The 15,017-nt window shown below is 71.6% G+C and carries 12 protein-coding genes and 1 tRNA gene; 8 read left to right on the top strand and 5 right to left on the bottom strand.

All coding sequences use genetic code 11. The annotated features are described in order from the left end of the window. The first annotated feature begins 110 nt into the window (after nucleotides 1-110). From MTQ12_RS06735 to MTQ12_RS06715, 5 genes are read left to right on the top strand one after another with little or no spacing between them, the layout of a single operon-like run. Nucleotides 111-590 carry a DoxX family membrane protein gene (locus MTQ12_RS06735; RefSeq protein WP_137319394.1) on the top strand — a complete coding sequence of 160 codons (480 nt, stop codon included), beginning with the start codon at nucleotides 111-113 and terminating at the stop codon, nucleotides 588-590. After that, entirely contained in the window at nucleotides 587-1,888 is a 1,302-nt protein-coding gene (gene aroA / locus MTQ12_RS06730) for a 3-phosphoshikimate 1-carboxyvinyltransferase (protein ID WP_247425335.1), read from the top strand. Before MTQ12_RS06735 ends, aroA begins: the two co-directional genes overlap by 4 nt. Before the next feature lie 3 nt (nucleotides 1,889-1,891). Continuing rightward, on the top strand, nucleotides 1,892-2,923 hold the full coding sequence (rsgA, locus tag MTQ12_RS06725) for a ribosome small subunit-dependent GTPase A (protein ID WP_247425333.1): 1,032 nt from the start codon (nucleotides 1,892-1,894) through the stop codon (nucleotides 2,921-2,923). Nucleotides 2,924-2,981: 58 nt separating this feature from the next. Then, a complete protein-coding gene (gene hisN, locus MTQ12_RS06720) occupies nucleotides 2,982-3,746 on the top strand; it encodes a histidinol-phosphatase (RefSeq protein WP_137319391.1) in 765 nt (254 codons plus the stop codon). Next, nucleotides 3,746-5,047, top strand: a complete 1,302-nt coding sequence (locus MTQ12_RS06715; protein ID WP_247425331.1) for an aminotransferase class I/II-fold pyridoxal phosphate-dependent enzyme — start codon at nucleotides 3,746-3,748, stop codon at nucleotides 5,045-5,047. Before hisN ends, MTQ12_RS06715 begins: the two co-directional genes overlap by 1 nt. Before the next feature lie 137 nt (nucleotides 5,048-5,184). Here MTQ12_RS06715 and MTQ12_RS06710 read toward each other — a convergent pair whose 3' ends face one another. The 4 genes from MTQ12_RS06710 to MTQ12_RS15170 all read right to left on the bottom strand — a co-directional run bounded on the left by MTQ12_RS06710 (nucleotide 5,185) and on the right by MTQ12_RS15170 (nucleotide 10,382). Then, nucleotides 5,185-5,733, bottom strand: a complete 549-nt coding sequence (locus tag MTQ12_RS06710) for a YceI family protein (protein WP_247425329.1) — start codon at nucleotides 5,731-5,733, stop codon at nucleotides 5,185-5,187. Nucleotides 5,734-6,070: 337 nt separating this feature from the next. Next, nucleotides 6,071-6,147: transfer RNA gene (locus MTQ12_RS06705), tRNA-Met, on the bottom strand. Between the two features lie 97 nt (nucleotides 6,148-6,244). Continuing rightward, nucleotides 6,245-9,205, bottom strand: a complete 2,961-nt coding sequence (locus MTQ12_RS06700; protein ID WP_247425439.1) for a UPF0182 family protein — start codon at nucleotides 9,203-9,205, stop codon at nucleotides 6,245-6,247. Between the two features lie 67 nt (nucleotides 9,206-9,272). Next, nucleotides 9,273-10,382, bottom strand: a complete 1,110-nt coding sequence (locus MTQ12_RS15170; protein ID WP_247425327.1) for a S16 family serine protease — start codon at nucleotides 10,380-10,382, stop codon at nucleotides 9,273-9,275. A gap of 331 nt (nucleotides 10,383-10,713) precedes the next feature. Here MTQ12_RS15170 and MTQ12_RS06690 point away from each other — a divergent pair, with 331 nt between their 5' ends. Together MTQ12_RS06690 and MTQ12_RS06685 are read left to right on the top strand one after the other, a co-directional pair. Continuing rightward, nucleotides 10,714-12,261, top strand: coding sequence for a zinc-dependent metalloprotease (locus tag MTQ12_RS06690; RefSeq protein ID WP_247425325.1), 1,548 nt, complete (start codon nucleotides 10,714-10,716; stop codon nucleotides 12,259-12,261). Further along, nucleotides 12,258-12,860: an NUDIX domain-containing protein gene (locus tag MTQ12_RS06685; protein ID WP_247425323.1), complete on the top strand. Its 603-nt coding sequence runs from the start codon at nucleotides 12,258-12,260 to the stop codon at nucleotides 12,858-12,860. The genes MTQ12_RS06690 and MTQ12_RS06685 overlap by 4 nt, the downstream gene beginning before the upstream one ends. Nucleotides 12,861-13,013: 153 nt before the next feature. On the opposite strand, the gene MTQ12_RS06680 is transcribed toward MTQ12_RS06685, so the two are convergent. Then, complete coding sequence (locus tag MTQ12_RS06680; RefSeq protein ID WP_247425321.1) at nucleotides 13,014-13,568, bottom strand: M48 family metallopeptidase; 555 nt, start codon at nucleotides 13,566-13,568, stop codon at nucleotides 13,014-13,016. Between the two features lie 553 nt (nucleotides 13,569-14,121). Between MTQ12_RS06680 and MTQ12_RS06675 the strand changes: the two genes are divergently transcribed. Further along, nucleotides 14,122-15,015 carry a hypothetical protein gene (locus MTQ12_RS06675; protein ID WP_247425319.1) on the top strand — a complete coding sequence of 298 codons (894 nt, stop codon included), beginning with the start codon at nucleotides 14,122-14,124 and terminating at the stop codon, nucleotides 15,013-15,015. The last annotated feature ends 2 nt before the right edge of the window (nucleotides 15,016-15,017 follow it).

Below are 15,017 nucleotides of genomic sequence, written 5' to 3'. Positions count from 1 at the left end.
CGTGAGAACGCCCGCGGCGGCGATGATATTCCGCCGGCAGTTCCGTCCGCGCGCGGGCGAGCGACTATGCTCGGGTGGCAGGAGTACTGCCCACTACGGAAGGAAACACCGTGTCCCTGGTCCGGTTCATCGCCCGCCCCATGCTCGCCTCCGCGTACATCGGCAACGGCATCGCCCGGGTGCGCAATCCGCACGCCGCCGCGAAGTCCGTCGCCCCCCTCCTCTCCCTGGTGAAGAAGCAGGTCGACCTCCCGGTCGAGGCGGAGACCGTCGCCCGGATCACCGGCGCCGCCCAGGTCGCCGCGGGCTCGCTGCTCGCGATCGGCCGGTTCCCGCGCCTGTCGTCCACTGTGCTCGTCGGCACCTATCTCATCGACGTCGTGGGCCAGCAGCTCAGCAGCGAGAGCGCCTCGAAGGATTCTCTCCTCGCCAAGACTTCGCTGCTCGGCGGGGCGCTCCTCGCCAGCGTGGACACCGCGGGCAAGCCCGGCCTCGCATGGCGCGCCCAGCATGCCGCGGAGGATCTGTGGCGCAATGTCGAGCGCACCTCGGCGAAGGCGCTCGACACGGTGAGCCTGCCGAACAGGTGACGCACAGCCCTGAGCGGACGTGGCTCGCACCGTGCAGCGATGCACCGGTGCGGGCCACTGTCGCCGTCCCCGGATCCAAGTCCCTCACCAACCGCTTCCTCGTCCTCGCCGCGCTCGCCACCGAGCCCTCCCGGATCGCCGCCCCGCTCATCAGCCGCGACACCGAGCTCATGATCGCCGCCCTCACCGCGCTCGGCGCCCGCATCGTCCCCGACGCCGACGGCGCGCTGCGCATCGAGCCGCTCCCGGGTCCCGCGGCCGTGGCCGACACGGACCCGGTCACCGTCGACTGCGGGCTCGCCGGCACCGTCATGCGCTTCGTGCCCCCGCTCGCCGCCGCGACCGGGCGCCGGGTCCGGTTCGACGGCGACCCGCAGGCCTATGTGCGCCCGATGTCGACGATGCTCGACGCGCTGCGCCGCCTGGGGGCCGAGGTCACCACCGACTCCGGGACGGATGCGCTGCCCTTCACGGTCGAGGCCGCCGGTGGAGTCCGCGGCGGGCACCTCGACCTCGACGCCTCCGCGACGAGCCAGTTCGTCTCCGGCCTGCTGCTCGCCGCCGGCGCCTTCGACCTCGGCCTCGAGCTCACCCACACCGGTGAGCGGCTCCCGTCCCGGCCGCACATCGACATGACGCTCGAGACCCTCGCCGACGCCGGCGTGCACGTGAGCGAGCCGGAGCCGCACCGCTGGGTCGTCGAACCCGGCCGTCCGCACGGCCTGCAGGTCGCGGTCGAACCGGATCTGTCGAACGCCGCGACCTTCCTCGGCGCCGCCCTCGTCACCCGGGGCACCGTGACGATCCCCCACTGGCCGGCGCACACCACCCAGGCCGGGGACGCGATGCGCGGCATCGCCGAGGAGTTCGGCGCCACCTCCACGCTGAGCCGCACCGGGCTCGAGGTCACCGGCCCGGCGCGGCTGCGCGGCGTCGACCTCGACCTCGGCGACGTCGGCGAGCTCACCCCCGTCGTCGCCGCGATCGCGGCCTGCGCCGAGGGCACCTCGACGCTGCGGAACATCGGCCACCTCCGCGGCCACGAGACCGATCGGCTCAGCGCTCTGGCGACCGAGCTGACGAAGACCGGGGCCCGCGTCACCGAGGGCCCCGACTCGCTCATCATCCACTCCCCGGCCGCGCGGGGTGCCCGCTGGGCCACCTACCACGACCACCGGATGGTCATGGCCGCCGCGGTCCTCGGGCTGCGGGTCGAGGGGATCGAGGTCGAGGACGTCGCGACGGTGGGCAAGACGATGCCGGAGTTCACCGCGCTGTGGACCGCCATGCTCGGGTGACCGATGCCGCGCCGCTACCGGGACTTCACCGAGGACGACTACCGACCGCGCCCCAACCGGCGCGGTTCGCGGCCGCGCACCAAGGAGCGGCCCGACCACAGCGACGCGCCGGTGGGCATGGTCGTCGCGGTCGACCGCGGGCGCTACCGCGCCGTCGCGGAGCACGATGAGGCCGGGGCCCCCGCCGAGGGGCCGATCATCACGTGCGTGCGCGCCTCGCGGCTGCGCCGGCAGGCGATCGTGCCCGGCGACCGGGTGCGGATGGCCGGGGACACCTCGGGCGAGGACGGCTCCCTCGCCCGCATCGTCGAGGTCCTGCCCCGGCGCACGGTGCTGCGCCGCAGCGCCGACGACACCGACCCGACCGAGCGCGTCATCGTCGCCAACGCCGACCAGCTCGTGGTCGTCACCGCCACGGCGGACCCGGAACCCTCGTGGGGGCTCATCGATCGGACGCTCACGGCGGCCTTCGACGCCGGGATCACCCCGCTGCTCGCCGTGACCAAGCTCGACCTCGCGCCCCTCGACGCGATCCGGGAGCGCTTCGAGGCCACCGGTGTGGAGATCGTCCCGTGCGGCTTCGACGACGGCGGCCGACCGCGCATCACCGCGCTCGCCGGCGTGCTCGCCGACCGGCTCAGCGTGCTCGTCGGGCACTCCGGGGTGGGCAAGTCGACGCTGATGAACGCGCTCGTGCCCGACGCCGGTCGGGCGACCGGTGCCGTCAACGAGGTCACGGGCCGCGGCCGGCACACCTCGTCCTCGGCCGTCTGCCTGCCCCTGCGCGGCGGCGGCTGGCTCATCGACACCCCGGGAGTGCGCAGCTTCGGCCTCGCCCACGTCGATGCGCACAACGTGCTCGCCGCGTTCGGCGAGCTCGTCCCCGCCACCGCCGACTGCCCCAAGGGGTGCGCGCACCTCGCCGATTCCGCCGGCTGTGCACTCGACGCCTGGGTCGCCGAGGGACGGGCCGGGGAATCCGGACCGGCACGGCTCGCCTCGCTGCGGCGGCTGCTCGGCAACCTTGCCGGCTGACCTTCCCACTCCTCGAACCCCGCACTCCCCCGGCGGGCGAGCTCGCTATTGTGGCCCCATGGACGATCTTCAGCTCGCACTCCTGCTCGCGGACCGGGCGGACGCGCTCACCCTCCCCCGCTTCCGCGCCCACGACCTCACGGTGACCACGAAGCCGGACCTCACCCCCGTGACCGACGTCGATCGCGCGGTCGAGGCGATGATCGCCGAGATCCTCGCCGAGCACCGGCCCGCCGACGCGATGCTCGGCGAGGAGTACGGCGGTCGCGGCGAGGCCGCCCGGCGCTGGATCGTCGACCCGATCGACGGGACGAAGAACTTCGTCCGCGGCGTGCCCGTCTACGCCACCCTCATCAGCCTCTACGACGGTGAGACGCCGCTCGTCGGCGTCGTCAGCGCCCCGGCGCTCGGCCGGCGCTGGTACGCCGCGGCCGGGGCCGGCGCGCACCTCGTCGTCGACGGCGGTGCCCCGGAGCGGATCTCCGTGTCCGCCGTGGATGCGCTCGCCGATGCCTCGCTGTCCTTCGCCTCGCTCACCGGCTGGCGGGAGCGCGGCACCCGGGAGCGGTTCCTGCAGCTGTGCGACACGGTGTGGCGGACCCGCGGCTACGGAGACTTCTGGTCCTACATGCTCGTCGCCGAGGGCGCGGTCGACATCGCCTGCGAGCCGGAGCTCGAGCTCTACGACATGGCCGCGCTCGTCCCCGTGGTGCTCGAGGCCGGCGGCAGGTTCACCGACCTCGGCGGGTCGGACGGTCCCTTCGGCGGGAACGCGGTCGTGACGAACGGCCGGCTCCACGACGCGGTGCTGGAGTACATGTGATGCCGGAGCTCATGCGCGCACCCCTGTGGCACCGGATGGTCGACGCCGCCGGCCTCGTCCGGCCCGACGGCACGGTGGGAGAGACGATCTTCGGGCAGATGACGCAGCTCGCCGCCGCCCACGGGGCAGTCAATCTGGGCCAGGGCGCGCCCGGCACCGACGCCCCGGAGCCGCTCGTCGCCGCTGCTGCTGACGCCATGCGCGCGGGGATGAATCAGTACGCGCCCGGCCAGGGATTCCCCGCGCTCATCGGCGCGGTCGCCGAGCAGCGTCGCCGCGAGTACGGCCAGCAGGTGAGCACCGACGAGGTGCTCGTCACCGTCGGCGCGACGGAGGCGCTCACCGCTGCGATCCTCGCGCTCGTGCCGCCCGGAGGCGAGGTCATCGTGTTCGAGCCGTTCTACGATGCGTACCCGGCGGCGATCACCGCTGCCGGGGCGACGATGGTCACGGTGCCGGTGCTGCCGGTCGACGGCGGCTTCGCCCCGGACGGACGCGCGGACGGGCCGGTCGACGGCGGCTTCGCCCCGGACTGGGAGGCCTTCGAGGCGGCGGTGTCGGAGTCGACGGCGGCGATCATCGTCAACACCCCGCACAACCCGACGGGTGCGCTGTTCGACCTCGAACAGCTCCGGCGGATCTTCGCCGGCGCCCAGCGTGCGGATGCCTGGGTCATCACCGACGAGGTGTACGAGTACCTCGTGTTCGACGGAGCCGAGCATCATGCGCTCGCCGCGCACGTCGACGAGCCCGAGCGGGTGGTATCGGTGTCCTCGGCGGGAAAGTCCTTCAACATCACCGGCTGGAAGGTCGGCTGGGTCGTGGCCGCTCCGGAGGTCCGCGCGGCCATCCAGGGCGTCAAGCAGTTCCTCACCTTCACCGCCGGCTCCCCCCTGCAGGTCGCCGTCGCCGAGGCGCTGCGCACCGGTTCGCCGTTCCCCTCCGAGAACCGCGACTCGCTCGCCGCGCGCCGCGGCGTGCTGCTCGCCGCACTGCGCCAGGTGCCGGGCATCGATGTCCGGACGCCGCGGGCGGGATACTTCGTGCTCGTCGACTTCACCCCGCTCACCGACGAGGATGCGTTCGCCCTCAACGAGCGGATCACCCGGGAGTACGGCTTCACCGGGATCCCGGTCGCCGCCCTGTGCCGGGCCGGCTCGCCGACGGCGGAGCACTACCGCGCGACGATCCGCTACTCGTTCTGCAAGAGCCCCGCCGAGGTCGAGGCCGCCACCGCGGGCATCGCCCGCCTCGCCCGGGCGATCGAGGACGGGACCTTCACCGCGCGCCCGGCGAAGTAGTCCCCGGGCTCCGCCGTCTACGGCCGGCGGCCCGACTCCGAGCACACAGCGAGGCGCCCGCACCGGTTTCCGGTGCGGGCGCCTCGTCGGTGCTCCCGGGTCCGGCGGGCGCGCGGTGCGCCCGCCGGAGCGGCGGATCAGGCCTGCTTGGCGGCCTCGATCTCGATGGTGATGACGATCTTGTCGCTGACGAGGAGCTCGCCGCCGCCCATCGCGGCGTGGAACTTCATGCCGTAGTCCTTGCGGTTGACGGTGGTGGTGGCGGAGAAGCCGGCCAACGAGGAGTCGCCGTCGACGGCGACGCCGTTGAACTCGGCCTTGAAGGTCACGGGCAGGGTCACACCGCGCATGGTGAGGTCGCCGACGAGGTCGAACTCGGCGCCGTCGAAGTTCTCGATCGCGGTCGACACGAAGGTCGCCTGCGGGTGCTCCTCGGCGAGGAAGAAGTCGCCGGACTGGAGGTGGCCGTCGCGCTGCTCGTTGCCGGTGGTGATCGAGGAGACGTTCGCCGAGGCCTCGACCCGGCTGTTCTCGAACTCGTCGGCGACGGTGATAGTGCCGGTGAAGTCGGTGAACTCGCCGCGCACCTTCGACACGCCGGCGTGACGGGCGACGAACCCGAAGTCGGAGTGGAGGGCGTCGAAGTTCCAGGTGCCGGGGGTGAGGTTGGTGGGCAGAGCAGTCATGGTGATCCCCTTTTTGGTTAAGTTTTTAACTACAAGTGCAAATCTAGTTGACACTTCAACTAGATGCAACCACGATCCCCGGGCAGGATGTATGAGCCTCGTCACGTCGAAGCACTGTGCAGTCATAGGTCGGCACGATCAGGTGCCTCAGGAGATGCCGGATGCGTGAGCCCGGACCGGCGGGCGATCGACTCCCGATGAGTCCCGAACAGGCAGATCGGGCGGAGAGCAGCGCGAGAGACACGAGAAGCGCGAGAGATGCCACCGGCCCGGCGCAAGGGCGGCGTGAATGCAGAATCCCCCGGTTCCGTCTCCGGAACCGGGGGATTCTCCCACTTGGTGGCGGGGGGAGGATTTGAACCTCCGACCTCCGGGTTATGAGCCCGGCGAGCTACCGAACTGCTCCACCCCGCGATGCGTTCTCAACTATACGTGAACGCCAGGTGACCACCAAATCGCCGGGAGGTGATCTGCCTCACCGCGTGGAGCGGCCCGGAACCAGCTCGCGCGATCAGCCCTCACCCTCGGCGGGCGCCTCGGTCGGGGCCTCCCCCTCGGCGGGCGCCTCGGCGTCGGCCGGGCCCTGCTCGGCCTCGAGCGCGCGCTCGAGCGCCTGGCGGAGACGCTCCTGCGCTTCGCCGTAGGCGGCGAAGTCGCCGTCCTGGAGAGCCCGGTCGGCATCCTCCATGGCCTGCTTCGCCTCGTCGAGGGCCTCCTGCACCGACTCGTCGGGGGCGGATGCTCCGGCCCCCTCCTCACCGGCACCGGTGCCCGCCTCGTCCTCGGTGGCCTGACCGGCCTTGTCGGCATCGCCGGCCTGCACACCGGAGTCGCCGCCGAACACCTGGTCGAGCGCCTCGTCAAGCGTCGGCGCGAAGCCGATCTCCTCGCCGAAGGCCACGAGCACACGCTGGAGCACCGGGTACGAGGTCTCACCCGCGGAGCGGACGTAGACCGGCTGCACATAGAGCAGACCGCCGGCCACCGGCAGCGTGAGCAGGTTGCCGTTCTGCACCTCGGACTCGCCCTGCCGCAGCAGGTTGAGGCTCGTCTGGATCTCCGGCTCGGTGTTGAAGTTGTTCTGCGCCTGGCCGGGGCCGGGGAACGTCGTGTTGCGCGGCAGCTGGAGGAGCCTGAGCTTGCCGTACTCCTCGCTCGGCGCGCCCTCCTCCGAGCCCGCATCCGCGGACGCGGCGAGGAAGCCGGTGAGGTTGTTGCGCGTCTGCCCGTTCGACTGCCGCGGGATGAACGACGAGGTCAGCGAGAACGACGGCGCCTCCTGGGTGGGCATCCGCAGCGTGAGGTAGTACGGCGGCTGCACGAGGTTGCGCTCGGCGTTGACCGTCGGGTCGAGCGGCTGGGTCCAGAAGTCCTGCCCGGTGTAGAACGAGTTCGAGTCCTCCACGTGGTACTGGGTGAGCAGGGAGCGCTGGACCTTGAAGAGATCTTCGGGGTAGCGCACGTGGCTCATGAGATCCGCGCTCATGTTCTCCACCGGCTGCACGAGGTCGGGGAAGATCTTCATCCACGTCTGCAGGACGGGGTCCTTCTCGTCCCAGGCGTAGAGGTCGACGGACCCGTCGAAGGCGTCGACGGTGACCTTGACGGAGTTGCGGATGTAGTTGACCTGCTGCGGTGGCAGCGCCTGGGTGGCGCCGGAGCGCTCGGTGTTCGAGTCCTGCGTCGCCTCCTGGAGGACCTGCGGCGTGGAGTACGGGTACTCCGGCGAGGTCGTGTAGGCGTCGACGATCCACTTGATCTTCCCGTCGATGACAGCCGGGTAGGGATCGCCGTCGACCTCGAGGAACGGCGCGACGCGCTGCACCCGCTCGCGCGGGTTCCGCTCGTAGAGGATCTGCGATTCGGGGTTGAGCGCATCGGACAGGACGATCTGCTCGTCCTGGAACTTGATCGCGTAGAGCAGGCGGTGGAAGAACGAGCCGACCGCCGGGCCGCCCTCGCCGGAGAAGGTGTTGTAGACCTGGGCCGAGCCGTCCTCGCCGTCGGCCGGGTAGTCGATCTCGCGCGGGTCCGAGTCCTCCGGCGCACCGACGATCGAATAGCGCGAGGAGCGCTCGCCGAAGTAGATGCGCGGCTCGTACTCGCCGAGCTCACCGGTGGGCGGGATGTTCGCCTCGAGGAACGCCGGCTGTCCGTCGTTGCCCTGCTGGTTGCCGTAGGCGGCGACGACGCCGAAGCCGTGGGTGTAGACGACGGCCTGGTTGAGCCACGAGGAATCCGCCTGGGAACCGGGATTGAGCTCGCGCAGCGCGATCACGGTGTCCTGCATCTGCCCGTCGATCTCGTACCGATCGACGTCGAGCTGCTCGGGGAAGCCGTAGAAGGGACGCTGCTGCTGGAGCTGGCGGAAGGTGTCGGAGACGAGGTTCGGGTCGAGCAGGCGCACCGAGGCGGCGGTCTCCGCGTCGGCCCGCAGCGCACCGGATTCCCCTTCGACCGTGGGGCTGTAGGGGATGACCTCGACGTCGTCGATGCCGTAGGCGCTGCGAGTGGCATCGATGTTGCGCTGGATGTATTCGTTCTCGAGGCTCTGCTCCGAGGGCTGCACCTGGAACTGCTGAACACCGGCGGGCAGACCGATGATCGAGATCCCGCCGAGCACGACGAGCATGATCACCGCGACCACGGACAGCTTCCACACGTTCGCGAAGGCGTTCGCGGCGAACAGCACCGCGACGGCCACGGTCGCGAGCGACACGATGAGCATCGCCGGGAGCGTGATGTTGTCCCCGGTGTAGGTGGCACCGGTGACGATCCCCGAGGTGTTGGTGAGGTTCTCGTAGCGCAGGACGAACAGCCGGCCGGCCTGCACGAGGAGGAGCAGCGCGGCGGTGATCGCGAGCTGCACGCGCGCGGTCCTGGTCAGGTGGAGACCGCGCTCCTCGCCGGGACGGATGCCGCCGAACAGGTAGTGGGAGACGACCGAGGCGATGAAGGCGAGCAGCGTCACCATGCCGAGGAAGTCGAGCGCCACCCGGATCACCGGGAGGACGAAGACGTAGAAGGACACGTCGTGGCCGAACTGCGGATCGGGAGTGCCGAAGGGAGTGGCGTTGAGGACCATGAGGGCCTGGGTCCAGGCCGCCGAGAGCGCGACGCCGCCGAGCAGGCCGAGCACGGCCGGCAGCGCGATCGTCATCATCCGGCGCAGCGGCTCGACGGCCTCGCGGTACCGGTCGAGGTTCTCCTGGCGCGGGGTGACGGGCGCGTAGACCGGACGGTTCCGGTGGGCGATCCGCAGGCAGTACCACACCGGCACCGCCATGACGAGGAAGCCGATGACGAAGAGGACGACCTTGGTGATCCACTCGGTGGCGTAGACGGAGAGCACGCCGAGCTGGTCGAACCACAGCACCTCGGTGTAGACCTGCGCGAAGATCACGAAGAGCACGAGCAGCACCGCGACCGCGATGAGGGTGAGCATGAGCGGTGAGGGCTTCTTCGGCTTCATGCCGGTCGAGCGGCCTCCTGGTGGGGCAGCGAAGGTCACGCGTGTCCTTTCCTAGCAGCGTCGGACATCAGTTGGCCGCGGCGTCCTGGCAGGACGGCAGGTTCCCGGTACGGTCCGCGGCGATGTCCTGCACCGCGGAATGAGCTTCTGAGAGGGTGCCGACGGCGACGACGGTGAGTGCGTCGGCACCCCGGGCGCCGAGCACCTCGGCGCAGTTGTCGGTCGGGGACAGGAAGAACTCGGCGCCCGACTCCGCGGCGGCGGACACCTTCTGGCGGGCGCCTCCGATCGGGGCCACGGTGCCGTCGGGGCTGATCGCCCCGGTGCCGGCGATCGCCCGGTCCCCGGTGAGGTTGCCCGGGGTGAGCTCGTCGATGATCGCGAGGGCGAAGATCGTCCCCGCCGACGGTCCGCCGATCCCCTCGACGTTGAAGGTGACGTCGAACGGGAAGTCGAAGGCCTGCGTCATCGTCACGCCGATCATCTTCTGGCCGTGCGCCTCCACGGGGGCGACCTCGACGTCGAGCGGCTCCCCGGCGCGCTCCAGGCCGAGGACGACCGTGCCCTCGGAGGCCCGCACGGCGTCGGCCACGGTCTGCGCGGCGGCCTCGTCGCCGCCGATCTCCGCGCCGTCGACGGCGGTGATGATGTCCCCCGGCTGCACCTGGCCGTCGGCCGCCGAACCGGGGACGACCTCGGCGACGGTGATGACGGAGCGGTAGTCGATGCCGAGCTCGCCGAGCGCGGCGGCCGTGGCGGTGTCCTGGGAGGAGGCCATCTCGGCGGCGTTCTGCCCGGTGACGTCCTCCCGGGTGGTGGTCAGCGGATAGTACGCCTCGGTCGGCACCACGGTGTCCTCGGCGCTGACGACGGAGCGGAGCACCTGGGAGGCGTTGAGGCTGCGGCCGGGCCCGCCGGCGACGGCGACGGTGAGGAGGTCGAGCGTGCCCTCGGCCTCGTAGGTCTCGGTGCCGGTGATCGTGATGAGCTCGTCGCCCTCGACGGGTTCGAGGGTGTTGACGACAGGCCCGGGCATCTGGATGAGATAGGGCACCGGGACGAGGGCCGCGACGAGCACGAGGAGATACGTGACGATCCCCGAGACGATGGTGCCGTCGGACCGCTTCCGGCGCGACCGTGCGGGCGCTTCGGGGCCGGTGACGGCAGGCTCGCTCACGCAGGGGTTCCTTTCGGTCTCGGCTCTAGTGAAGTGTAGGCCACGGCGATCGCGGTGACCCAATCGTGACCGGGTGCCGGCGCCCCTCGCCGCCCGGGCGGCGATTCAGCCACGGGCGGACACCGGCGATTCGCGCCCCCGGTTCGGAAGGTTTGACCAGCTTCGCTCGTTAGGCTTCTCAGCAGGCCCGTGGATCGCACGGGATCGCTCACCGCGCACAGCACAGCACCAGCGCCCCGCCCGTGCATGGCACGCGGCACGAGCGCACCGCGAGCAGCACCGACCAGCACATCAGTGGAGCCGAGGCTCCGCGGACGACCGAGGGAATGGCATGACCGACAAGAACCGCGAAGGCGACCAGCCCGACGACAACAACGACCCGCTCGGCAACATCTTCGGGATGCTCTTCGGTCCCGGCGGCCAGATGGGCGGTGCCTTCGGGCAGTCAGGTTCGGGTGGGCAGTCCGGTTCGGCCGGACAGGCGGGCCCCGGCGGCCTCCCGTTCGATCCGGCGATGCTCGGCGGCATCATGCAGCAGCTCCAGGGCATGCTCTCCGGCGGTTCGCAGACCGGGGGCATGCGCGCGGCCGAGCAGCACATCCCGCAGCCCGACCCGGAGGTCACCGACGAGGTCACCCGTGCCTCCCACGACGCGTTCCGCCTCGCGGAGCTCTGGCTCGAGGACGTCACGACCTCCGCCGTCGGCGTTCCGGAGGCGATCGCGCTGACCCGCCGCGAGTGGGTCGAGCAGACCTTCGAGGGCTGGCAGCGGTTGGTGCGGCCGATCCAGTCGAACATGTCCTCCGCGCTCACCGCGAGCATCGCCGAGCAGGCGCCCGAGGAGCTCAAGCCGATGCTCGCCGGCGCCGGGCAGATGTTCACCTCGATGAGCGAGTCGATGTTCGGCATGCAGCTGGGCGAGGCGCTCGGCGCGCTGTCGGGCTCCGTGCTCAGCGGCACCGAGTACGGTCTGCCGCTCATCAAGGGCAGCCGGCCCGCTCTCGTCGAGGCGAACATCACCGGTGCGGCCTCCGAGATCGGCGTCGAGGCCACCGAGCTGCGCATCCACCTCGCCGTGCGCGAGCTCGCACTCCTCTGGCTGTTCAAGCGCTCCCCCTGGCTCGCCGGCCACGTGGAGACCGCGCTGAGCAAGTACGCCTCCGGGATCGAGCTCGACCTCGATCGGATCCAGGGCATGGCCGGCTCGATCGATCCCAGCCGCATGCAGGAGATGAGCGAGGAGATCCGCCGCGGCCTGTTCGACCCGAAACCCACCGAGGCGCAGCAGCAGGCGCTCACCAGCCTGCAGAACCTCCTGTCGGTGATCGCCGGCTGGGCCGATGTCGTGGCCTACCGGGCGTGCGCACAGCTCGGCTCGCGCGACACCATCCGCGAGGCGCTCCGCGAGCGCCAGGCCACCGAGGGCGCTGCGGACCGGACCTTCGCCCAGCTCGTCGGCATGGACCTGCGCCCGGCCCGGCTCCGCGATGCCGCGGCGCTGTTCTCCTACCTCGAGCAGACCGAGGGGCCCGAGGCGCGCGACGCGGTATTCAACCACCCCGACCTGCTGCCGACGACGCAGGACCTCGACGACCCGCTGGGCTACCGCGAGCGTCGCAGCCAGGAATGGTCGACGGACTCCTCGATGGACGAGGCGCTCGCCCGACTGCTCGCCGACGAGGGTGCCGGTTCGTCAGGTGACGACGACACCGGTTCGCCGACCACCGGCCCCGCCGACGCAGCTGCCGCCCCGAGCACGGATGCATCCACCCCGGACGATGTCGATGCTTCCGCGGCCGGGGACGGCCCCGCCGACGGCGGCGACCCCGGCGACGGGGACGACGATCGTCCCACCGGCTCCACCCCTCCGCCCCCGTGACGCCCACCGGCGGCAGCGCCCCGGGGACCCGTACGCAGCTCGCGGCACGCGAGCTGCGCTCGTGGCCCGCGCCTGTCGACCGGATCGATGAGCAGGCTGCGGCCCGGGCCTTCCTCGCCTCGGCCGGGGCCGCCGCCCTCGACCGCGACGGCGGCCCCGAGCACTTCACCGCGAGCTGCGTCGTGTTCGACCTCGATGCCCGGCGCGTGCTCCTCCACCACCATCGCAAGGCCGATGCCTGGGGGCAGTTCGGCGGACACATCGAGGCCGCGGACCCCTCCCTGCGGGCCGCGGCCCTGCGGGAGTGCCTCGAGGAGTCCGGCCTGGCGCACGTCGACTGGTTCTCCCCCACCCCGATCGACCTCCATGTGCACGGCCTGCCCGCGGCCTTCGGCGCGTGCCGGGTGCACCGCGATGTCGTCTACGGCGCGTCGGTGGACGCAGCGGCGCCGGTGAGCGCCTCCGAGGAGTCGCTCGCCGTGGCATGGTTCGACCTCGAGGAGCTGCCGGAGAACATCCTGCCCGACCTGCCCGGCCGCCTGCCGGGACTGTTCGAGGCGGCACACTCCGCCCGCACCGTCGATGCGGGACGCTCCTGATCCGCTCCCTCGTGCACTGACCGATCCTGCTCACGGGTCCAGGTGCCGGTGCCGCGACTCGATCCCGGCGACCCACCTCGGTCCGGGCCCTGCGCCGTCGACCCGGCGGCGCTCCTCGGCCGCGGCGGCGCACCACGAACCCGGCAGCGCGACTCAGTCCCGGTGACGCGCAGAGGCCTCCGCCGCAGTCTCCCCGTAGGAGAAGCCGGTGAGGAAGACCTCGGCCCGGTCGGTGTCCGGGTAGCGGCGGGTGAGTGCGGTGAACGCCGCCGAGTGGTCCGGCACACGCAGGTGCGCGAGCTCGTGGACGAGCACCGATTCGAGGACCCAGCGCGGCACCTCGCGCAGCCGGTCGGAGACCCGGATCTCCCGGGTCGCCGAGGTCGCCGAGGCGAAGCGATGGCGCTGGTTCGTCACCCAGCGCACCGAGGCGGGCGCGATCCCGTCGTCGAAGCAGCGGTCGTTGAGCTCGGCTGCGAGGCGTTCGAGCTCGGCGTCGCCGCGGGGCGCGGTGCGGGCGCGCTTCTCCAGTCGCGCGATGAGCGAACCGATGTCACCGGCATGGCGGTCGACGTCGTACCGGGCGGGCACCGCGACGACGTACGAGCCGTGATCGCGGCTCACCGAGATCGTCTTGCGCCGGCGCGCCGACCGCCGGACCGTGATCGTGCCGTCCGCGAGTGCGGCGATGACCTCTCGTGCCTCCATACCACCACCCTAGAGTGCGCCGCTGACACGGGCCCGCCACGTGCACCGGGGCACCCCGGTCGGGTGCGGGGCCCCGGGCGCCGAACTTCCGGCGGAAATTTTCGCCCCCGCCCCTGTCCCCGCTCACCCAGCCCGCGACACGCCGCGCCCACCGGGGCGGATCGGGCACCCTCGGAATCTCGCGCGTTCCCGCATCCACACCGTCATCCACAGGCGCGGGCACACTCGTCAACAGCTGGCGCCGGCTTGTGCACAGGCGCAGGAGCACCCGGTGTTGACGGCACCGCGGGGGCCGCATAGTTTGAGGTGTCAGACCCCCGGAAAACCCGGGTTTCATGGGCAAGGGGAAGGCTCGTGAGATCCCGAGCGCGGCTGGGGGTCGACCACCCGGGCAGGGCCGGTCAGCTCCTGCGGATCATCGGATGCGCAGCGGCTCCGACCCTGCCCGGCCCCGGCCCGGGGCTCTCCCGCAGAGGTTATCCACAGGCGCGTCCGGGGGACTGTTCGCGCGCACCGCCAGTCGGTAGCCTCCGGGTCAGGAGGTGCATCAGCGGTGTATCAGCTCTTTCACTCGGTGCCGGTGGTCTGGCGCAGCGACCGGTGCGTACAGTTCGGGATCGACGAACCGATCCTCATCGACGGCCTCACCCCACAGGACACGGAGCTCATCTCCGTCCTCCGGATGGGGATCGGGATCGACGACTTCTTCGACCGGGCGGAGCATCTGGGAGTGTCCTCGGCCCGCGCCTCCTCCCTGCTCGCTCTCCTCGACGAGGCCGGGGTCCTCGTGCCGCTCGGCCCGGACGCGGGGCCGCGTCGCCCCACCGTCCACGTCGATCCCCTCGCCGCGAACCTCGGCGTCTCCCCCACGCAGATCGCCGCCACGCTCGCCGCCACCCCGGTGCTCGCGGCCGGCCCCTACGCCGAGGAGCTCCTCCCGGTGCTCGCGGCCGCCGGCTTCGACGCCCATCGGATCGGCCGGGCGGAGGAGTCCACCGGGTACCGCTCCCCGCTCGTCGTCCTCACCGGGGTCTGGGTGGAGGACGCGGTGTCGGCGGGATACCTCGTGGAGAACGGGATCGACCACCAGCAGGTCGTCGTCGGGCAGGCGCAGGCGACGATCTCCCACGTCATCGTGCCCGGCTCCACACCGTGCACCCGCTGCCGGGTCAATCTCCGCACCGAGGAGGACGCCGACTGGCTCCTCGCCTGGCGGACGCTGTGGAAGCAGTCTCCCCGGCCGGCGCGCACCGATCCGGTGCTCAGCTCCCTGGCGGTCGCCCACACCGCGCTCGTGCTGCGCAACCATCTGCTCGGCTGCACCCCGGTCCCCGTCGACGCCGTCGTCACCCTGCCGAGCGGCGCGGTGACGGAGATCGGCGTCGACTTCCACGGCGAGTGCGACTGCCGGATCCCGATCGCCGGACGGTTCCACGTCCCCGCCTGATC

This window comes from Brevibacterium sp. R8603A2 (assembly GCF_023072605.1).
Classification (GTDB): Bacteria; Actinomycetota; Actinomycetes; order Actinomycetales; family Brevibacteriaceae; genus Brevibacterium; species Brevibacterium pityocampae.
Note: the sequence above shows the minus strand (reverse complement) of the source record. Positions and strands in the feature narration are given on the sequence as shown.